This is a genomic window from Terrabacter sp. Soil811, assembly GCF_001429655.1.
Lineage (GTDB): Bacteria > Actinomycetota > Actinomycetes > Actinomycetales > Dermatophilaceae > Terrabacter.
Map to the genome: position 1 here is coordinate 100,512 of NZ_LMSX01000001.1, position 19,982 is coordinate 120,493.

The window sequence follows — 19,982 nt, forward strand, 5'->3', positions numbered from 1 at the left end:
GCCTCAGGGGTTGAGACCGCCCGACATCAGGCCCGGGCACCGGGCCGCCTCGGCGGGGGTCATCGGCGCGACGTCCACGGAGGCCTCTCGGGAGCGGCCGAGGTTCCACGACAGTGCGTCCTCGCGGGAGGCGCGTGCCGAGATCGTCGACGGGAGCACGATGCAGGCCGAGACGTCGCGCGGCAGGCCGGCGACGATCGCCGGGGTGGCGTCCGCTCCCAGCGTCCGGAGGTAGGCCGCGTCGAGCTTGCCCGTCGCCTGGTAGCGGTCGATGTTGCGCTGTGCGACCCACGCCTCGGGGTTGGCCAGGCCCCCGACGAGCACGATGGCAACAGCAGAGACGAGTGCGGCCCGCGGCAGCCACCAGCCCGAGAGACGCACCCCGGCGACCAGGACGAGCACGACGAGCAGGCCGAGCCAGAGCTCGAAACCGTCGACGAGCACCCGGAGCAGCGTGAAGCCGTAGGCCTGCTGGTAGAGGTCCATCCGGTGCAGGGCCGAGGCGACGACGACGAGCGTCAGGGCGCACAGCGCTCCGAGCGCGACCCGCAGCACGAGACGCTCCCGGGACGTGGAGCGTGGCGCCTTGCGGACCGCGAGCGCCACGGTCGCCAGGGTGAGCACCGTGGCGGCCGTGAGCTGGCCGAAGCCCTGGTGGACGTACTCGGCATACGTCAGCCCGGTCGTGCGCTGGACGTAGTCGTGACCGCCGAACAGCGCCGCGGCCTGGGCGACGACGAATGCGGCGAAGAGGGCGACGACCAGGCCGACGGGCACGACCCACTCCCAGAGCCGGGCCACCGGGCGTCCCTCCGGGAGCGCGACCCGGTCGACGCGCGGAGGGTTGAGGGCGACGTAGCCGGCGGCGAGCAGGGCACCACCCATGACGAAGCCGACGAAGAAGCGGAAGGTCAGCCCGTCCCACGCGAAGTGCGGCACGATCGCCTGCGCCCACGACCCGAAGACCGCGTCGCCGGAGGCGAAGAGGCCACCGAAGACGACGAGCGCGACGAGCGAGATGGCGGCCGTGCGCACGACCGGCCACACGACGTTGATGCGGCTCGTCGCGGCGACGGTGCGCCCGAGCAGCGGCAGTCCGCGCACGGCGGCGAGGGGCCAGGAGGCGAGGCCGGCGACGACGGAGAGGAATCCCCTGGCGTCGGTGAGGGCCGTGGTCAGCACGACGACCCCGAGCATGACGGAGATGACCGTGAGCCACTCGGCGGCTCGCAGCACCGAGAAGGAAGCGAGTACGACGCAGAGCACGCTGCTCACCGTGGTCCAGCGGCCGGCACGGTGGCGCGTCGAGCGCCACAGCACGACGCCGCCGAGCAGGAGCACCCCGAAGAGGGCGACCCCGATGTCGCGGTAGGGCAGCAGGACGGCGGACAGGACGCCGACGCCGAGGCAGAGCAGCAGCAGGCGCACCTGCGGCCCGAGGCCGGCCTCCGGCCAGAGGTCGCCGAAGAGCGAGTCGACGACGGGCCTGGGCGCCCCCACCGGAACGCCGGCGTATGCCGTCGGGCGGCCCTCGGAGCCCGGGGCGCGTGGCGCTCCGGACGGGGTGGGTCCCGCCGCGGCGGGGATGGGTGCGGGCACGGTGGGCTCCTCGGTGTCGGGCGCCGCGGCGGGCGCGGTCGCGTCGGTGGTGATCGAGGGGATCCTGGGGATCGGGGGACCGGAGGGGACCTGCGCGAGGCTTTCGGTGGCAGACGGCGACGTGCGGGCAGGGGTGCGGGGCAGGACGGCCCGGAGCCGGGCGCCGTGCTCCCCCTCGGGCGGCGAGACCGCGGAGATCGACCCGCCGTGCAGCTCGCACACCCAACTGGCGATGGCGAGCCCGATGCCTGTGCCTCCCCCGGCGTCGTCGCCCGACCCGAAACGGTCGAAGATCCGGTGCACGTGCTCGGGCGGGATGCCCGGTCCCTCGTCGGCGACCATGAGCCACCACCGGTCCGGGCCGTCGGGACCCGCGCTCACGGTGACCCGGCCACCGGCCGGGCTGTGCCGGTCGGCGTTGTCGAGCAGGTTGGCGAGCAGCTGCGCGAGGCGGGCCGCGTCCCCGGTGACGGGAAGGTCGGCGGGGACGTCGACGACGTGGACGGTGCCGCGCCGGGAGACGCCGGCCTCGGCCACGGCGCCCTCGACGAGCTCGCGGACGTCGACGTCCGCGAGCGCGAGCGGAGCGCGACCGCCGTCGACGCGGCTGAGGTCGAGGAGGTCGCCGACGAGCGTGCCGAGCCGCTCGGCCTGGGCCAGCGCGGTGCGCAGGACGGCGTCGTCGGGGCGCACGACACCGTCGACGAGGTTCTCGAGCAGGGCCTGCTGGGCGGCGAGCGGTGTGCGCAGCTCGTGGGAGACGGTGGCGACGAGCTGGCGTCGCTGCTGGTCGGCGCCGGCGAGGTCGGCCGCCATGGTGTTGAAGGCGTCGGCGAGCACCCCCACCTCGTCGGCGGACGTCGCCGTGACGCGCTGCGAGTAGTCCCCCGTCGCCATCCGCGACGCCGCCGTCGTCATCTCGCGCAGCGGTGAGGTCATCCCGCGAGCCAGCCACTGGGTGACCCCGAGGGCGGCGGCGACCGTCACCGGGAGGGTGAGCCAGCCGGGCACACCGGCCCGGTCACCGATGACGGACACGAGCGACGCGGCCACGATGCTGGCCGCGACGAGCAGACCGAGCTTGGCCTTGATCGAGCGGATGCCGTCGAGGGGCCGGTCGGCGTTCACGGCCGCGCCTCGTCGGGCGCCTCGGGGGTGTCGTCGTCGTCGGCGGCCACGAGGGCCTCGCCGGCCTCGAGCGCGTAGCCGACGCCGTGGACGGTGCGGACGCGGTCGGCCCCGATCTTGGCGCGGAGGGACTTGACGTGGCTGTCGAGGGTGCGGGTGCCGCCGGCGTCCGCCCAGCCCCAGACCTCGCGCATCAGCCCGTCGCGCTCGCGCACCGCCCCCGGCTCGGCCGCGAGGGCCAGCAGGAGGTCGAACTCGAGCGGCGTCAGGTGCACCTCGCTCCCCCGTGCCGAGACGCGGCGCGACCCGCGGTCGACGGTCAGGTCGCCGACGGTCAGCACGGGCGGCTGCTCGGCGGCCAGCTCGCGCGCCCGCTCGACGCGACGCAGCAGGGCGCGGATGCGGGCGACGACCTCACGCATGCGGAACGGCTTGGTCACGTAGTCGTCGGCGCCGACGCCGAGACCGACGAGCAGGTCGGTCTCGTCCGCGCGCGCCGTGAGCATGAGGACCGGCACCGGGCGCTCCCCCTGGATGCGTCGGCACACCTCGAGCCCGTCGAAGCCGGGCAGCATGAGGTCGAGGACGACGAGGTCGGGGGCGTGCTCCGCGTGGGCGGCGACGGCTCCGGGCCCGTCGAAGGCCTGGACCACCCGGAAGCCTTCTGCCACAAGTCGATCCGTGACGGCCTGGTTGATCGTCGGGTCGTCCTCGACAACGAGCAGCACGGGAGCGCTGGCGCTCGAGGACGGTGCCGCATACCCCTGGTTCATGCCCCTGAGCCTAGGAGCGGGCGCGCGGGTGGCGAGGGTGCGACGTGTGGAGATCGTGTGAAGGCCGGCCGGGCCCACACCGGCCCGACCGGCCACACCCACCCACCACGGTGGCTCAGATGAAGAGCAGCTGCGCGCCCTCCGTCAGCTCGATGAAGTCCGAGGCCGAGATGATCCCCTCGACGTCGTCGCGGAGGTCGCCCTCGGTCAGGTGCTGCATGTCCGCCGACATCCGGCAGGCCCACAGGTGCCCGCCCGAGCCGACGATCTGGTCGAGGAACTCCGGGACCTCGGGCACGTCGAGGTCGGCGATGGCCTTCTTCATCTGCGACGTGGCGAGGTGCGTCATCCCGGGGATGCCGCCGAGGCCCTGCGGCAGGTGCGTCGCGGTGTTGCCGAGCATCGTGAACTTCAGGTCGCCCGAGGTCTTCTTGTTGATCATGTCGAAGCCCCAGAAGGTGAAGAAGAGGTGGGTCTCGACGCCCTCACCGAGGGCCGCGTTGGCGAGGATAAGGCCCGGGTAGGCCATGTCGAGGTTGCCCTTGCTGCAGATGATCGCCAGTTTGCGGCCCTGCGACTCGGGCGCGTCGAACCTCGGCACGAACGGGGTGGTCTGGTCGGCGTGCGTGGTCATCACACACATCCCTTCGGCTTGGGCAGCCCCGCGACGTAGGCCATCTTCTTGGCCGGCTTGCCGGGGAAGAGGTCGAAGAGGGACTTGATCGGGGTGCCGGTCTGCGTGCTGACGCGGCGGAGGGTCGCGGTCTCGCCCTGGTGGGCGAAGTCGTCGCGGAGGAAGTGGAGGAGCTTCCAGTGGTCGGCCGTCAGATCGATCCCGATGAGCCGGGCGAGCTCGGTGCCGAGGTCGTCGGACCACTGGTCGGGACGGGTGAGGAAGCCCTCGTCGTTGACCTCGACGGCTTGGCCGGCGATCGTCGTGGTGGGCATGGTGACGCTCCTTGTCTGTGTCTGGTCGAGCTCAGGCGGCGGGGACCTTCCCCGCCATCGACATCTGCGCGGGCAGGCCGAGAGGTCGTCCGGGGAGCAGGAGGTTCCAGTAGATGTGGCGGAACGCGAGCTTGCCGACGTGGTTGGCCCGCGACTCCTTGAGCAGGGTCATCGGACCCAGGTGTGGCAGCGGGAACGTGCCGGTCAGCGGCTCGGTGTCGTAGTTGAAGTCGAGGAGCATCGCCTTGCCGCCACCGGACTCGACGAAGCAGTTGGCGTGCCCGTCGAAGGAGTGCGTCATGGCCTGCCCGCGAGCGTGCTCGACGAAGTTGTCGACGAACACCTCGACGGAGAAGTGCGCGACGGAGCCGGCCTTGGAGGTCGGGATGGTGCTCGCGTCGCCGAGGACCCAGATCGCCGGGTGCTCGGTCGAGCGCATCGTGTGCTTGTCGACCGGGACGTAGTTGAGCTCGTCGCCGAGTCCCGACCGGGCGACGAAGTCGGCGCCCATGTTGAGCGGGATCGTCACGAGCTGGTCGTAGGCGACCTCGCGCTCGTCGTAGGACACGAGGACGCGCCGCTCCTGGTCCACGTGCTCGACCATGAAGTCGGTCTCGAGGGTGATCCCCTTGTCGGCGAGCAGGTGGCCCAGCTCGCGGCTCGCGACCGGCTTGGTGAAGGCGCCGTCGAGCGGGGTCACGTAGACGATCTCGGAGCGGTCGCGCAGACCACGGCGGCGCAGGAAGTCGTCGGCGAGGAACGCGAACTCGAGGGGCGCCACCGGGCACTTGATCGGCATCTCGGTGACGTGCACGACGAGCCGGCCGCCCGAGAAGCCGGCGAGCGACTCGCGGAGCGCCAGGGCGCCGTCGTAGGTGTAGAACTCGCCGACGCTGCGGTGCCACTCGGCCCCGAGCATCCCCGGCGTCTGGTCGGGACGCGGGCTCGTGCCGGAGGCGATGACGAGCTCGTCGTAGACGAGAGTGCGTCCGTCGAGGAGCGACACCTCACAGGCCTGCGGGTCGACGCGGTCGACGTCGCCGAGCACGAGCTCGACACCCTCGGTGATGAGACCGTGACGGGTCCTTCTGACCTGCTCCGGCTCGATGAGCCCGAAGGGCAGGAAGAGGTAGCCCGGCTGGTAGTCGTGCAGGTCGTCCTTGTCGACGACGGTGATGCGCCACTCGCTGGTGGGGAGGCGGTGCCTCAGCTTGTTCACGACCATGGTGCCGGCCGTGCCCGCTCCCAGGACCACGAGGGTTCTCATGGTGGTGGTCATGCTCCAAAGTACCCCCGTGGGTATCAGGAGCGCTGTGAGCCACCAGACAGAAGGACTGTGAGGTGCGAGACAAAGGCTTGCCTCACAAGCGATTTCGCCGACGTCGCTGTCGGCCGGACGCCAGTCGTCAGTCGGCCTTGAGCCACCGACCGAAGAGCCGGGTCACGAACGGGAGGAAGACGTAGGTCATCCACGGCGTCGCGAGCAAGGTCGTCACGAAAACGCGCAGGACGACCGGCCAGTCCCCGCTCCACGGCGAGAGGAGGTAGGACAGCGCCAGACTGGTCGGGAAGAAGGCGATCCAGATGACGCTCGCCTGCTTCCAGCGCGGCGGCGCAGGCGGTCCCGCCGGTCCGGTCGCCCCGACCTCGTGCACCGACGACGACGCCGGCTCGTCGAACCAACCCTCGATGCCGGTGCGGTACTCCGTGCGACGGTGCTCGACGAGGTCGGCCGCCGAGCGCAGCCACCGCAGCCGCTCGGGCGACCGCTCCCACGTGTCGAGGTGGGCGCGCGAGTCGAAGCGGTAGAGCATGTGCCAGTCCTCGGTGCCGGACCGCACCCATCCGGCGCCGAGGAAGCCCTCGAAGTGCTCGGCCATCGAGGTCCCGGCGTGGACCCAGGCCTGCATGAGCAGCTCGTCCTCGGGGGCCACGCGACGGGTGATCGAGACGGTCAGTGGGCCGTCGACCTCGGCATCGGCCGGCGTGTCGGTGCTCGTGCTCATGGGACTCCTCCTGGGGTGGGTCCGGAGCGGCCGGTGACGGCCCCGGAACGCGACGATGCCGGCCGCCCCGGAGGGGGCGACCGGCATACGTCGTCGTGATGCGCGGGTTCTGCGCTACGCGTGCTGCGAGGGCACGAGTGGGGTCAGGACCTCACTGGCCGACGCGGAAGCGCGCAAAGGACTTCGCCGTGGCGCCGCCCTCCTCGAGCACCTTGCCGACGGTCTTCTTGGCGTCCTTGGCGAAGGCCTGCTCGAGCAGGACGTTCTCCTTGAAGAAGCCGTTGACGCGACCCTCGATGATGCGGGGAAGGGCAGCCTCGGGCTTGCCCTCCTCCTTGGCCGTGGCCTCGGCGACGCGACGCTCGTTCTCGACCGTCTCGGCCGGGACCTCCTCGCGCGTCAGCACCGTGGGGCTGAACGCGGCGATGTGCATCGCGACGTCGCGACCGACGGTCTCGTCGCCACCCTCGAGCGCGACGAGGACACCGATCTGCGCGGGCAGGTCGGGGCTCGTCTTGTGGAGGTAGGACACGACCTTGTCGCCCTCGAGGCGCGCCACGCGGCGGACCTCGATCTTCTCGCCGATGGTGGCGTTGGCCTCGTCGAGCAGCTCCTGGACGGTCTTGCCGTCCTCGAACGTGCTGGCGAGGAGCGAGTCGGCGTCGGTGGCGCCGGCGGCGACGGCCTGCGTGAGGACCTGGTCGGCCAGGGCGATGAACTTCTCGCCCTTCGCGACGAAGTCGGTCTCGCAGTTGACCTCGACCAGGGTGCCGACGCCGTCGGTGGCCGAGGCCGCCACGAGGCCGTTGGAGGCCGAGCGGCCCTCACGCTTCGTGACGCCCTTGAGGCCCTTGACGCGAAGGATCTCGATGGCCTTGGCGCGGTCGCCCTCGGCCTCGTCGAGGGCCTTCTTGACGTCCATCATGCCGGCGCCCGTCTGCTCGCGCAGCGCCTTGATGTCAGCGGCGGTGTAGTTCGCCATGCTCTGTATCGCTCTTTTCGTCAGTGGAGATTGACTCGTGTGGTGCGGCTGGTGCGGAAGACCGTCAGGCCTTCTCGGCACCGGCCGTCGCCTCGGCGGGGGCCTCGCTGGCCTCAGCGGCCGGAGCCTCAGCAGCCGGTGCCTCAGCGGCCGGAGCCTCCGTGGCGTCAGCGGCCGGAGCCTCGGTCGCCTCGGCGGCGGGGGCCTCGGTGGTCTCCGTGCCGGCAGCGGCGTCGGCGTAGAGCTCGCGCTCCCACTCGGCCAGCGGCTCCTCGGCCTGCGCGTCGCCACCGGACTTGCCGGACGAGCGCTGGACGAGACCGTCGGCGACGGCGTCGGCGATGACCCGCGTCAGCAGCGTGACGGAGCGGATCGCGTCGTCGTTGCCGGGGATCTTGTAGTCGACCTCGTCGGGGTCGCAGTTCGTGTCGAGGATCGCGATGACCGGGAGGCCGAGCTTGCGCGCCTCGTCGACGGCGAGGTGCTCCTTCTTGGTGTCGACGATCCACACGGCCGAGGGGACCTTGGCCATGGTGCGGATGCCGCCCAGGGTGCGCTCGAGCTTGATCATCTCGCGCTTGAGGATGAGCAGCTCCTTCTTCGTGTAGCCCGAGCCGGCCACGTCGTCGAAGTTCAGCTCCTCGAGCTCCTTGAGGCGCGTGAGGCGCTTGGAGATCGTCTGGAAGTTGGTGAGCATGCCACCGAGCCAGCGGTGGTTGACGTACGGCATGCCGACGCGCGTCGCCTGCTCGGCGATGGGCTCCTGGGCCTGCTTCTTCGTGCCGACGAAGAGGATGGTGCCACCGTGGGCGACCGTCTCCTTGACGAAGTCGTACGCGTTGTTGATGTACGTCAGCGACTGCTGCAGGTCGATGATGTAGATGCCGTTGCGCTCGGTCATGATGAAGCGCTTCATCTTGGGGTTCCAGCGACGGGTCTGGTGCCCGAAGTGGACGCCGCTCTCGAGGAGCTGGCGCATGGTGACGACGGCCATGCCGTGTTCTCCCTTGGTTCGATGTTGTCAGTTGTGCGTGGGCGCCGACGCCCGGCGGTCACGTCACAGACGTGGCCCGGCGGGCGGCATACGACCTCACTCCTGGCGCCTGACGCACCCCGCCCCGCCGCGAACGGCGGGGACTGCCGTGGTGTGACCCGGTCCGGCGGACCGGCAGAAGACGCGCGAATTACGGTCCGTGCGACGAGCACACGGGACCGCCGACCATCGTACGTCCTGACCCGGGTTGTGGAGAAATCGTGGCGACCCGACAGAATGTCCCGCATGGCGCACTGGGTGGAGACGATCCCGGCCTTCGTCGTCCTCTCGCTGGTGCTCTTCCTGCCCGGCTGGCTCGTCGTGCGCGCCCTGGGCGCGCGGGGCCTCGAGGCTCTGGCCGTCTCCCCGGCGGTCTCCGTCGGCATCATCGCCGTCTGCGCGACGCTCGCGCAGCGGGTCGGGGTGCGCTGGGGGCTGCTGCCGCTCGTCGTCGTCACGGCGATCGCCGTGGCCGTCGCCTGGCTCGGGATGCGGCTCTTCGGGCGCCAGGACCCGGAGCTCGGCGCGGCCCGCCGTCTCCTCGGCCGGCCGCGGCCCGACGCGGTCGTCGCCATCGCCATCGGTGCCGTCCTCGCGCTCGCCACGATCCTCCCGGCGATCGGGCGACCCGACGAGCTCGTCGACTCCCCCGACGCCGTCTACCACCTCGGGCGCATCAAGACCTTCCTCGAGACCGGCAACTTCTCGATCGCCAACCCGACCTTCTACCCCAACGGCTTCCACTCCTGGATCGCGACCAGCCTCCTGCCCGGGGTCGCCGACGTGCTGCCCGGCACCAACGTCGCGACGATCGTGCTGGCGGCCCTCGTGTGGCCGGTCGGCTGCGTGGCCCTCGTGCGCCACGCGCTCGGCACCTCCCGCCTCGTGACGTATGCCGCCGGGTTCGCCTCCGCAGCCTTCATCGCCTTCCCGACGATCCTCCTCGGCTGGGGCGTCCTCTGGCCCAACCTCATGGCGACCGCGCTGACCCCCGGCGCGCTCGCCCTCATGCTCCAGGCCGCGCGGTCCGGGCGCATCGGGCAGTGGCTCGCCTTCGGCGCCGCCCTGCCGGGCCTCGCCCTGATCCAGCCCAACGCGCTCGTGGCCCTCGTGCTCTTCGCGCTCGTCTGGTTCGTCACCGCGAGGGTGCGGGCCGGACTGCTGCACCATGTCTCGTGGTGGGTCGTCGCGCGCGACCTCGCGATCGTCGCCGTCGTCGGTGTGGCCGGGCTCGTGGCGGCTCCCGTCGTGTCGGCCCAGCTGGCCTCGACCCAGTCCTACGAGTGGAAGGACCGGGTCTCGGCCTGGACCGCCCTCGTCGAGGTCGTCGGCGGCCGGCTGCAGATCCCCGACGTGCTCTGGGGCCTCGTCCTGCTCATCGCCCTCGGGATCGGCTGGATCGCGCTGCGCGCCAGGGCCGCCCTGCCGGTCGTGGCCATGTGGGGAGCCGTCGTCGTCCTCTACGTCATGGCCGCGTCGTCGACGATGTCGTGGACCTCCCTCATCACGGGCTACTGGTACAACGACAAGGTCCGGCTCGCCTCGCTCGCCGCCGTCCCCGGCGTCGTCCTCGTCGCCGCGGCCGCCCCGGCCCTGCGCGAGCTGCTGCGCAAGGTGCCCGGCCTCGGGTCGCGGCCCGTCGTCGTCGGGCTCGTCGCGGTGCTCGTCATCCCGGTCCTCACGCTCGGGCTCAACGGCGCCACCCGCGAACGGATGCTCACCGGCTTCTTCCAGCCGGACGACCCGAAGAAGGTCATCCTGTCGTTCGAGGCGCAGGACTCGCTGCGCCGGCTCAACGCCCTCATCCCGCCCGGCCAGGGCGTCGTCGGGCGCCCCGAGAACGGCTCGCCGCTCATGTGGCCGCTCTTCGGCACCAACACCCTCTACCGCTCGATCCCGATCCCCACGACCGGCGACGAGATCGTCATCGGCACCGGCTTCGACGACATGGCGAATCGGCCGGACGTCTGCGCCGCCATGGCGCGCCACGACATCCGCTGGGCCATCGACTCGACGCACGTCTACTGGCTCGACCGCCCGGAGCGCTCGTCCGGGCTCAAGGACCTCGCAAACGTGGACGGCGTCGAGCCCGTGCAGACCGACGGCGACTACACGCTCTACCGCGTCACCGGGTGCGGGCTGGGCGCCGCGGCGGCCTCCTGAGCCGGCCGGACGGCATACGCCCTGGGGTCTGCCGAGCCGACTCGTGGACGGCGCGTAACACTCTCGGCCCGACCGCGATGGTGGGGGTGGAGATCCCACACGGACCCCCTGACCGGGTGGGATCTCCACTCACGTCCGCGGCAAAGGACCCCTCCACAGCCGCCGCAGGGCGCAGAGCCCCCGCCCGGTGCCCAGGCGGGGGCTCTCCCCCGTCCTCGGGTCGGTCGTGGCTACGCTCGAGCCATGAGCTCGCCGCTGATCTCGCGCATGCAGCCCTTCGGGACGACGATCTTCGCCGAGATGTCGGCGCTCGCGACCCGCACCGGCGCCATCAACCTCGGGCAGGGCTTCCCCGACACGGACGGGCCCCACGAGATGCTCGAGGCGGCCAAGGCCGCGATCGACGGCGGCCGCAACCAGTACCCGCCGGGGCCGGGGGTCCCGGAGCTGCTCGAGGCCGTCGCCGCGCACCAGCAGCGCTTCTACGGGATCTCGCTCGACCCCGCGTCGCAGGTGCTCGTCACTGCCGGTGCGACCGAGGCGATCGCGTCGGTCGTCCTCGCCCTCTGCGAGCCAGGCGACGAGGTCGTCACCTTCGAGCCCTACTACGACTCGTATGCCGCCACGATCGCTCTCGCGGGAGCGACCCGCCGCACGTCGGTGCTCCGCTTCCCCGACTTCGCGGTCGACGAGGTGTCGCTGCGGGCAGCCTTCTCCTCGCGGACCCGTCTCGTGCTGCTCAACACGCCGCACAACCCGACCGGCAAGGTCTTCACGCGGGCCGAGCTCGATCTCATCGCGTCGCTCGCGCGCGAGCACGACGCCTGGGTCGTCACCGACGAGGTCTACGAGCACCTCGTCTTCGACGACGCCGAGCACGTGCCGATGGCGACCCTGCCGGGCATGGCCGACCGCACCATCACGATCAGCTCGGGCGGCAAGACGTTCTCGGCCACCGGCTGGAAGGTCGGCTGGCTCTCGGGTCCCGCCGAGGCGGTCGCGGCGGCGCGCACCGTCAAGCAGTTCCTCACGTACGTCGCGTCCGGACCGTTCCAGCCGGCCGTGGCCCTCGCCCTCGGGCTCGGCGACGAGGTGTATGCCGGCCTGCGGGACTCGCTCCAGGCCAAGCGCGACCTGCTGTGCTCGGCGCTCGAGGCGTCGGGCCTGCAGGTCGCCCGGCCGTCGGGCACGTACTTCGTCATCGCGGACGCCGCGCCGCTGGGTGCGGTCGACGGGCTGCAGTTCGCCCGCCGGCTGCCGGACCTCGCCGGGGTCGTCGGGGTGCCGGTGTCCGTCTTCCACGACGACCAGGAGGCGGCGCGCACGTTGGTGCGGTTCGCCTTCTGCAAAAAGGACGAGGTGCTGCTCGAGGCCAGCCGCCGCCTCGCCGCCGCCGGCACCCGAACCGCCTGACCGCCCCAACGCCCGCCCAGTCGAGTGAGCGCCCCGTCCCACACGAGTGAGCGCGCAATCACACTCGAGTGGCCCCGCCGTCACACCTGACCCAGTGGAGTCAGCGGCCGGTCCTACCCCACTCGAGTGGCCGCGACGCCACACCTGGCCGTCACGTGACGGCCTTCCACAGCCACCGGGCGAATGGGCTGGTCATCCACAGGCAGACGAGGACACGTCGCACGGCCGCGGTTGCAGGACGAGCATGACGGGATGTCCATCGGGTCAGCACTGCTCAGCACCGTCCTTGCCGTTGCGTCTGTGTCCGGGGCGAGTGCGGCGCCGTTCGCCCCCGTGGGCATGGCGGGAGCCCGGCCGGCCACTCAGGTCGCGTCGAGCCCCTCGGCTGCTCGGTGGGGTTGGCCGCTCGACCCCGAGCCCGAGGTGGTGCGGCGCTTCGACCCGCCCGACCAGCCGTGGCTGCCCGGCCACCGCGGCGTCGACCTCGCCGCCACCGTGAGTCAGTCCGTCCGGGCTCCGGCCGCGGGGCGCGTCTCCTGGAGCGGCGTCATCGCCGGACGTGCCGTCGTCGTCGTCGCGCACGACAGCGGCCTGAGGAGCACCTTCGAGCCGGTCGCCGCGGCCGCACCCGTCGGCACCGCGGTGGGCCGCGGCGACACCGTCGGCGTCCTGACGGCGACCCCGGGTCACTGCGCCCCTCGCACCTGTCTGCACTGGGGCGTCCTCCGGGGCGAGACCTACCTCGACCCGCTGTCGTTCGTCGGCCGGGTGCCGGTCGTCCTGCTCCCGCTCACGTAGGAGCCACCGGCCCCGGTCACGCTCGAGGATGGGCCTGCTCGTAGCTGCGGCGGAGCCGGTCGACGGAGACGTGCGTGTAGATCTGCGTCGTCGCGAGGCTCGCGTGGCCGAGGATCTCCTGGACCATCCGGAGGTCCGCGCCGCCCTCCAGCAGGTGGGTGGCGGCGCTGTGACGCAGACCGTGCGGACCGAGGTCCGGCGCATCGGGAAGGTGCGAGAGCAGCTCGTGCACGGCGGATCGGACCTGCCGTGCGTCGACGCGCCGGCCCCGGCGGCCGAGGAAGAGCGCAGGTCCGGAGTGCTCACCGACGAGCCTGGACCTGACCGCCAGCCACGCCTCTATGGCACGCGCTGCGGGGGCACCGAACGGCACGATCCGCTCCTTGGCGCCCTTGCCCATGACGCGCACGACGCCCTGCGCCAGGTCGAGGTCGTCGATGTCGAGCGCTGCGAGCTCCCCCACCCGAATGCCGCTGGCGTACAACAGCTCGAGCACCGCGCGGTCACGCACGTGGATCGGATCCTCGTCGTCGGCTCGGGTGGCGGCGAGGTCGAGCATCTCGCTGGCCTCGCCCTGACGAAGGACGCCGGGGAGCGTGGCGTACCGCTTGGGTGCGACGAGGCGCAGGGACGGGTCGGTGGGGATGCGACCGGTGTGTTCGGCCCACCGGAGGAAGGTGCGCGCGGACGCAGCGCGGCGCGCGATCGTCGCTCGGGCAGCGCCAGCGTCGGCCTGGACCCCCAGCCACGCTCGCAGGTCCCCGATGCGCAGGTCACCGATCTCGTCGATCCCGCGCGTCGCCGCGAACGTCAGCAGGTGCCGGACGTCGCCGAGGTAGGCACGCCGGGTGTGGACCGAGCGACCCCGCTCGGCGCCGAGGTGACGGGCGTATGCGTGGAGCAGCTCGGAGTGCTGCTCGAGCACGTCCGGCACCGCCCTGACCACATCCGTCACTCCCGCACCATCGCAAAGCGCCGGTGGTTAGGCAAGTACCGCACCGCGTCGGGAGCGACGTCCCGGGCTCGAGCCTGAGGCGCGCCGTCCTCGAGTGGCCGCGTGACCCCATCCGTCACTCACCCCCTTGGGACCCGTGTGGCGGAGCGGCCACTCGAGTGCGATTGCGCGCTCACTCGACGGGGACCTGGCGCTCAGTCGGGCTTGGCTTGGCGGGGCTGGGGGCGTTTGCGCCAGGTGCCGGCGGACTCGGTCACGAGGCCCTTCCGCTCGAGGCGTCCGAGCGCCGCCCGGACCATGAGCGGCGCGAGGGCGACCTGGCGGACGACGGCGTCGAGGGTCAGGCCGGAACGGAAGGGCACGACCTCGAGGACCGAGGCATCGAGAGGTGGCAGGTCGTCCTCCGGCCGGACCGGCCCGCGGGCCGGCTCGCACGCGTCGTCGCCGAGGTCGCCCACGAGGTCGATGACCTCGTCGGCACTCGTGACGAGGACCGCCCGGCCGTCGCGGATCTCCTGGTGACAGCCGGCCGACGTCATCGACGTCGTCGGACCGGGCACGGCGCCGACGTGGCGGCCGGCCTCGATCGCGTGCTTGACGGTGTTGCGCGAGCCGGAGCGCAGGTCGGCCTCGACGACGATCGTGCCGCGCGTCATCCCGGCGATGAGCCGGTTGCGGGCGAGGAACCGTGACTTCATCGGCGCCGACCCGGGGGCCACCTCCGACACGACGAGTCCGTCGCGGGCGATCCGTGAGATGAGGGTGGCATGCGCCGAGGGGTAGGGCCGCTCGACCCCTCCGGCCAGGACGGCGATGGTCGCTCCGTCGACGGCCAGGGCACCGCGGTGGGCACTGCCGTCGATGCCGAACGCGGCGCCGGACACGACGCTCCATCCCCTCCGCGCGACGCCGGCTGCGATGTCAGAGGCGACCTGCTCGCCGTAGCCGGTGGCGGTCCGGGAGCCGACGATCGCGACGGAGCGCTCCACCGTCTCGGCAAGGTCGAGCGGCCCGCGGACCCAGAGGCAGTAGGGCGGTACGGGGATCTGCGCGAGCCGCTCCGGCCACTCGTCGTCGCCGGGCACGACGACCCGCGCGCCGACCCTCGCCGCGATGTCGAGGTCGCGCTCGGTGTCGAGAGTGGCCAGCCGGGCCCGGAACCGGGTCAAGGTGCCCCGGCCGGCGCGGATGCGCTCGAACGTCTCGACGGCTCCGAGCTCGTCGACGAGACCGGGCACCTCCTTGTCGCACGGCTCCGCGAGACGCGACAGCGCCGCTCGGGCGAACCGGTCAGCGTCCACGGCGCACCCCCACCATCGAGCCCACGCGACCGTGAGCCGCCCAACGGCGCCGGCCTCGCACGTTCATGCGGCCACCCCGGCCCGGTGGCGCAGCGACAGTGCGAGGTCGACCTCCTCGCGCCCGGGGCGTTGCAGCCCCATGACGTCGGCGATGGTCCAGGCGCAGCGCAGGGTGCGGTCATAGCCGCGGAGGCTGAGCGAGCCGCTCTCGAGGGCGCGGTCGAGGGTGGTCGTCGCCGAGGTCGGGAGCCGCCACGGCCGACCGCGCAGGACCGAGCCGGGGACGTCGGCGTTGACCCCGCGACGGCGTTCGAGCACCTCGCACCAGCGCTCACCCTGTGCCTCGCGCGCCCCCGCCACCCGCGCGGCCACCGACGTCGTCGACTCGCCCGCGGGTGCCCCCGCCATCGAGAGGCCCGGAGGCTGGACATGGACCTGCAGGTCGACCCGGTCGAGGAGCGGCCCGCTCAGCTTGCCGAAGTAGGAGCGGCGCATGAGCGGCGTGCACGTGCAGTCGAGACCCTTGCCCCACCCGTTGCCGCACGGACACGGGTTGGCGGCGAGGACGAGCTGGAAGCGCGACGGGAACGTCACGGTCTCCTGGGCGCGGGCGATGGAGACGGACCCGCGCTCGAGCGGCGTGCGCAGCGACTGCAGGACCCCCTTGTCGAACTCGGGGGTCTCGTCGAGGAACAAGACTCCTCGGTGGGCCTGGGTGATGGCGCCGGGCCGGATGTGTCCGCTGCCGCCACCGATGACCGCGGCCTGTGACGCGCCGTGGTGCGGCGCGACGAACGGTGGTCTCGAGATGAGTCGCACGTCCTCACCGGCGCCGAGGGCACCCAGGACGGAGTGGATCGCCGTGACCTCCATCGACTCGGCCTCGTCGAGGGCCGGCAGCAGTCCCGGCAGCCGTTCGGCGAGCATCGTCTTGCCTGCACCGGGTGGACCGGCGAGCAGCAGGTGGTGACCGCCGGCCGCCGCGATCTCGAGGGCGAGCTTCGCGTCGGCCTGCCCGACGACCTCGCTGAGGTCGCGCACCGCCTCGGGAGGAGGCGGCACGACGAGCGGCACCGGAACCTCGTCGACGCCCCGGCCCTTGCCCAGCGCGTCATAGCGCCGGACGAGCTCGGTCACGTCGGCCACGGGGTGGACGCGGATGCCCGAGACGAGACGGGCCTCGCCGGCGTTGGCGACGGGGACGACGACATGACGCACCCCGGTCATCGCGGCCGCCCGGACCAGGGGCAGCACGCCGGGGACGGGTCGCACCGTCCCGTCGAGACCCACCTCTCCGATGTGCACGAGGTCGCGCACCACCGTGGGTGGCACCAGCCGCATCGCGGCGGCGACCGCGACGAAGATGGCCAGGTCGAAGCCGGTGCCGATCTTGCGCTCCCCCGCGGGCGAGAGGTTGACCGTGACGCGACGTTGGCTGACCGGCATGTCGTCGATGCGGGCGGCGGCGGCCTTGATCCGGTCGGACGACTGCTTGACCGCCGAGTCCCCGAGCCCGCTGATCGCGAAGCCGGGCAGGCCGGGCGTCACGTGCGCCTCGACGTCGACGACGAACCCGTGCACACCACGCAGCCCGACCGACCGGGTGCGGCCGAGGCCGGTGCCCATCAGCACACCCCGCGCAGGTGCTGGAGGCTGGCCCGTCCCGAGCGCGGCCGCAGGATCGAGATGACGTCGATGCGCAGGGCAAGTCCCCGCGCGAGCTCGTCGTGGTCGTCGCGCCAGAGCCCGGCCAGTCGCCGCAGCCGACGCTGCTTGCGCCACGTCACGGCCTCGAACGGCGCGCCGAAGGCCTCGCTCGTGCGGGTCTTGACCTCGCAGACGACGAGCTCGCGGCCGTCGACGGCGACGACGTCGATCTCGCCGCGCGCGCAGCGCCAGTTGCGGTCGATGATCGTCAGGCCCTCAGCGAGCAGGTAGCGGCACGCGAGGCGTTCGCCGTAGTCACCGAGGGCGCGGGTGGAGAGGTCCATGACGACCACCCTCCCGGCGCCGACCCGGCGAGGACACCCGTCAGCGCGCGGCTGTGGACGGCATACGCGATCGGCGAGGGGGTGTGGACGAAGCCCGACGGCTCAGCTGAAGTCGCCGTTCTCCGGCAGTTTGATGTCGGGCTTGGGCAGCTCCTCGACGTTGACGTCCTTGAACGTCACGACGCGCACGTTCTTGACGAACCGCGCCGGCCGGTAGATGTCCCAGACCCACGCGTCGGCCATCGTGACGTCGAAGAAGACCTCACCACCGTCGGAGCGCACCTTCACGTCGACCGAGTTGGCGAGGTAGAAGCGGCGCTCGGTCTCGACGACGTGGGTGAAGAGGCCGACGACGTCGCGGTACTCCTTGTAGAGCTGGAGCTCCATCTCGGTCTCGTACTTCTCGAGATCTTCCGAACTCACCTGATCGCCGTCCCTGTCTGCTCTGCCGTGATGGGCGCCGGAGCGAACGACTCCGTCCCCTCATTCAACACCTCGACCGGCTCGCCCACGTACACGCCGGGCAGGCGCCACGAGCGGCGGTGCAGCTCGCAGGGGCCCAGACGCGCCAGCGCGTCCATGTGCTCGGGCGCGGAGTAGCCCTTGTTGAGCGACCAGCCGTATGCCGGGTGGTCGGCCGAGAGGGCCACCATCATGTCGTCGCGCTCGACCTTGGCCAGCACGCTCGCGGCCGCGACCGAGGAACACTTCATGTCGGCCTTGATCATCGTCGTCACCGGCGGCGTGGTCGGTGCGGAGTCGTCGGCGAAGGCGAAGAGCCCCACCTCGGTCGGGGCCGTCAGCCAGTCGTGGTTGCCGTCGAGGATGACGAGGTCGGGCACGACGCCGAGTCCCGCCAGGGCCCGCATCCCGGCAAGGCGCAGGGCACCCATGATGCCGATCTCGTCGATCTCGTCAGGGCTCGCGTGCCCGACGGCGTGGGCCACGGCCCAGCGCTGGATGCGCGGCACGAGCACCGTTCGAGCACGCTCGGTCAAGAGCTTGGAGTCCTTGACGCCGATGGGCGCCGAGCGCACCGTCTCGTCGATGACGACGATACCGACGCTGACCGGCCCGGCGAGCGCGCCGCGGCCCACCTCGTCCATGCCGGCGAGGAGTCGGTGACCGGATCGCTGCAGGGCGCGCTCGACGCGCAGCGAGGGCTTCTTGGAGGGAGCAGGGCGTGCCATGGCGTAGCTCGAGCGGATCAGCCCGCCGCGGCCTTCGTCGTCGTGGCGCTCGGCTTGCCGCTCTGGCTGGGGTTGACCGTGGCCTTCTTCGTCGGGGTCGTCGACGGCGTCGTGGGCGTCGGGACCTGCGAGAAGGTGCGCTCGGGGACGCCGAGCCACGTCACGTGGTCGATCGGCCAAACGACGAAGAGGGCGCGACCGACGATCTTGTCCATCGGCACGGAGCCGGTGGCCCCGGTGCCGTCGTCGTGCCAGCGGCTGTCGGAGGAGTCGCTCCGGTGGTCACCCATGACCCAGACGCGCCCGGCGGGGACCGTGATGTCGAACTTCTTGCCCTCACTCGGGTAGTCGCCGGGCTTGACATAGGGCTCGGTGATCTCGACGCCGTTGACCTTGAGCTTGCCGGTGTCGCCGTCGGCCTGGACGTGGTCGCCCGGCAGGCCGATGACGCGCTTGATGAGGTGGTTCTCGGAGTCCTCGGGCAGCAGGCCGACGAAGACCAGGGCGTCGTGGAAGGGGCCACCGACGGTGCTGTGCTGCTCACCGAGGTCGCCGAGCCACGGGCTGGGCACGCCCGGGTCCTCGAAGACGACGACGTCGCCGCGCTTGAGGTCGAGCGGTCCGGGTGTCAGCTTGCTGACGATGACGCGGTCGTCCTTGACGAGGGTGTTCTCCATCGACCCGGACGGGATGTAGAAGGCCTGGAAGAGCCACGTCTTGACGACGAAGGAGAGCGCCATCGCGAGGACGACGACGATGACGAGCTCCTTGACGCCTGCGAAAAGGGTCGCGCCGAAACCGCGGGGCTCGTCGTCGTAGTCGTCGTCGAGGTTGTCGTCGTCGAGGTCACCGTCGATGTCGTCAGCACTGCGCCCGCGCGTCGGGTCTTCGGGGCGTCCGGTGTACTGCGACATCACTCACCATTTCGTGGGACGGAGGCAATTTGTCCTTGGTCGACCGATCCGAGCCGACCGAGCGGCCAGTATCGCACCCAAACCTTGCCGATGATGTCGTCCCCCGGCACCATGCCGCCCCCCGGATCGCCGAGGTGCGCACGGGAGTCGGACGACGAGCCGCGGTTGTCGCCCATGACCCAGAACCGGTCGGCGGGCACCGCCACGTCGAAGGTCAGGGCGCTCGGTTTCTGGCCCGGTGCGACGTAGGGCTCGCTGACGGCGTCGCCGTTGACCTCGAGCCGTCCGTCGGCCGAACAGCACCTGACGCGGTCGCCCGGCAGACCGATGATCCGCTTGACGTAGTCGGTGGGCTGGCCCTTGCCGGCCAGGCTCTCGACGGCCTCGACGAGGGTCTGCACGATGCCGCGCTCGGGCACCCGCAGGTTGAACGCCTGGGAGGCGTCGAAGACGATGATGTCGCCGCGCTGGAGGTCGGCCGGCGCCGTGGTGCGGCTGACGAGGATCCGGTCGCCGATGAGGAGCGTGTCCTGCATCGACTCGCTCGGGATGCCGAAGGGCGTCACGAGGAAGGCCCGGACGACGACGATCGCGAGGAGGAGCAGCGCGGGTCCGAGCAGCCACCGGTGACGTCGCGCGGCGGCATACGCCGCGTGGGTAGCCCGGCCACCGTCGCGCCCTGACGGCGACGTCGCGACGTCCCCCGGACGCGACGAAGGCGCGGCGGACCCCGCCTGCTGGGACGTACCGGATCGTTCCGGAACGGCCCGCTCGGGGTCCACCGCGCC

The 19,982-nt window shown here is 71.8% G+C and carries 19 protein-coding genes; 3 read left to right on the plus strand and 16 right to left on the minus strand.

The window, feature by feature from the left end:
- Positions 1 to 3: 3 nt before the first annotated feature.
- The 8 genes from ASH01_RS00440 to rpsB form a co-directional block, all read right to left on the minus strand.
- The gene (locus ASH01_RS00440; protein ID WP_056770013.1) at positions 4 to 2,727 is read right to left on the minus strand and encodes a DUF4153 domain-containing protein; all 2,724 of its coding nucleotides are present in this window, start codon (positions 2,725 to 2,727) and stop codon (positions 4 to 6) included.
- Complete coding sequence (locus ASH01_RS00445) at positions 2,724 to 3,500, minus strand: response regulator transcription factor (RefSeq protein WP_056770015.1); 777 nt, start codon at positions 3,498 to 3,500, stop codon at positions 2,724 to 2,726. The genes ASH01_RS00440 and ASH01_RS00445 overlap by 4 nt, the downstream gene beginning before the upstream one ends.
- A 115-nt stretch (positions 3,501 to 3,615) precedes the next feature.
- Positions 3,616 to 4,134 carry a DsrE/DsrF/DrsH-like family protein gene (locus ASH01_RS00450; RefSeq protein WP_056770018.1) on the minus strand — a complete coding sequence of 173 codons (519 nt, stop codon included), beginning with the start codon at positions 4,132 to 4,134 and terminating at the stop codon, positions 3,616 to 3,618.
- Positions 4,134 to 4,448, minus strand: coding sequence for a TusE/DsrC/DsvC family sulfur relay protein (locus tag ASH01_RS00455; protein WP_056770021.1), 315 nt, complete (start codon positions 4,446 to 4,448; stop codon positions 4,134 to 4,136). Before ASH01_RS00455 ends, ASH01_RS00450 begins: the two co-directional genes overlap by 1 nt.
- A gap of 31 nt (positions 4,449 to 4,479) precedes the next feature.
- Positions 4,480 to 5,727, minus strand: a complete 1,248-nt coding sequence (sqr, locus tag ASH01_RS00460; RefSeq protein WP_200961736.1) for a type III sulfide quinone reductase, selenoprotein subtype — start codon at positions 5,725 to 5,727, stop codon at positions 4,480 to 4,482.
- Positions 5,728 to 5,854: 127 nt separating this feature from the next.
- A complete protein-coding gene (locus ASH01_RS00465) occupies positions 5,855 to 6,454 on the minus strand; it encodes an antibiotic biosynthesis monooxygenase (protein WP_056770024.1) in 600 nt (199 codons plus the stop codon).
- Positions 6,455 to 6,605: 151 nt separating this feature from the next.
- Positions 6,606 to 7,436, minus strand: coding sequence for a translation elongation factor Ts (gene tsf / locus ASH01_RS00470; protein WP_056770026.1), 831 nt, complete (start codon positions 7,434 to 7,436; stop codon positions 6,606 to 6,608).
- A 64-nt stretch (positions 7,437 to 7,500) separates the two neighbouring features.
- Positions 7,501 to 8,430, minus strand: coding sequence for a 30S ribosomal protein S2 (gene rpsB, locus ASH01_RS00475; RefSeq protein ID WP_056770029.1), 930 nt, complete (start codon positions 8,428 to 8,430; stop codon positions 7,501 to 7,503).
- 285 nt (positions 8,431 to 8,715) lie between these two features.
- Between rpsB and ASH01_RS00480 the strand changes: the two genes are divergently transcribed.
- The 3 genes from ASH01_RS00480 (at position 8,716) to ASH01_RS00490 (ending at position 12,843) form a co-directional block, all read left to right on the plus strand.
- Positions 8,716 to 10,632, plus strand: coding sequence for a DUF6541 family protein (locus ASH01_RS00480; RefSeq protein WP_056770030.1), 1,917 nt, complete (start codon positions 8,716 to 8,718; stop codon positions 10,630 to 10,632).
- Between the two features lie 243 nt (positions 10,633 to 10,875).
- Positions 10,876 to 12,045, plus strand: coding sequence for a pyridoxal phosphate-dependent aminotransferase (locus ASH01_RS00485; RefSeq protein ID WP_056770033.1), 1,170 nt, complete (start codon positions 10,876 to 10,878; stop codon positions 12,043 to 12,045).
- Between the two features lie 252 nt (positions 12,046 to 12,297).
- Entirely contained in the window at positions 12,298 to 12,843 is a 546-nt protein-coding gene (locus ASH01_RS00490; RefSeq protein WP_082619317.1) for a M23 family metallopeptidase, read from the plus strand.
- A gap of 16 nt (positions 12,844 to 12,859) precedes the next feature.
- On the opposite strand, the gene ASH01_RS00495 is transcribed toward ASH01_RS00490, so the two are convergent.
- From ASH01_RS00495 to lepB (ASH01_RS00530), 8 genes are all read right to left on the minus strand, one after another.
- A complete protein-coding gene (locus ASH01_RS00495) occupies positions 12,860 to 13,789 on the minus strand; it encodes a tyrosine recombinase XerC (RefSeq protein ID WP_056770040.1) in 930 nt (309 codons plus the stop codon).
- 203 nt (positions 13,790 to 13,992) lie between these two features.
- Positions 13,993 to 15,099, minus strand: a complete 1,107-nt coding sequence (gene dprA, locus ASH01_RS00500; protein WP_056770042.1) for a DNA-processing protein DprA — start codon at positions 15,097 to 15,099, stop codon at positions 13,993 to 13,995.
- A gap of 63 nt (positions 15,100 to 15,162) precedes the next feature.
- Positions 15,163 to 16,725: a YifB family Mg chelatase-like AAA ATPase gene (locus ASH01_RS00505; RefSeq protein WP_056770045.1), complete on the minus strand. Its 1,563-nt coding sequence runs from the start codon at positions 16,723 to 16,725 to the stop codon at positions 15,163 to 15,165.
- On the minus strand, positions 16,725 to 17,090 hold the full coding sequence (locus tag ASH01_RS00510) for a YraN family protein (RefSeq protein WP_056772429.1): 366 nt from the start codon (positions 17,088 to 17,090) through the stop codon (positions 16,725 to 16,727). The genes ASH01_RS00505 and ASH01_RS00510 overlap by 1 nt, the downstream gene beginning before the upstream one ends.
- 102 nt (positions 17,091 to 17,192) lie before the next feature.
- Entirely contained in the window at positions 17,193 to 17,513 is a 321-nt protein-coding gene (locus tag ASH01_RS00515; protein ID WP_028785386.1) for a DUF2469 domain-containing protein, read from the minus strand.
- Positions 17,510 to 18,280 carry a ribonuclease HII gene (locus tag ASH01_RS00520; RefSeq protein WP_056770047.1) on the minus strand — a complete coding sequence of 257 codons (771 nt, stop codon included), beginning with the start codon at positions 18,278 to 18,280 and terminating at the stop codon, positions 17,510 to 17,512. Before ASH01_RS00520 ends, ASH01_RS00515 begins: the two co-directional genes overlap by 4 nt.
- A 17-nt stretch (positions 18,281 to 18,297) precedes the next feature.
- Positions 18,298 to 19,194, minus strand: coding sequence for a signal peptidase I (gene lepB / locus ASH01_RS00525; RefSeq protein ID WP_056770050.1), 897 nt, complete (start codon positions 19,192 to 19,194; stop codon positions 18,298 to 18,300).
- Positions 19,194 to 19,976: a signal peptidase I gene (lepB, locus tag ASH01_RS00530; protein ID WP_056770053.1), complete on the minus strand. Its 783-nt coding sequence runs from the start codon at positions 19,974 to 19,976 to the stop codon at positions 19,194 to 19,196. Before lepB (ASH01_RS00530) ends, lepB (ASH01_RS00525) begins: the two co-directional genes overlap by 1 nt.
- Positions 19,977 to 19,982: the final 6 nt, after the last annotated feature.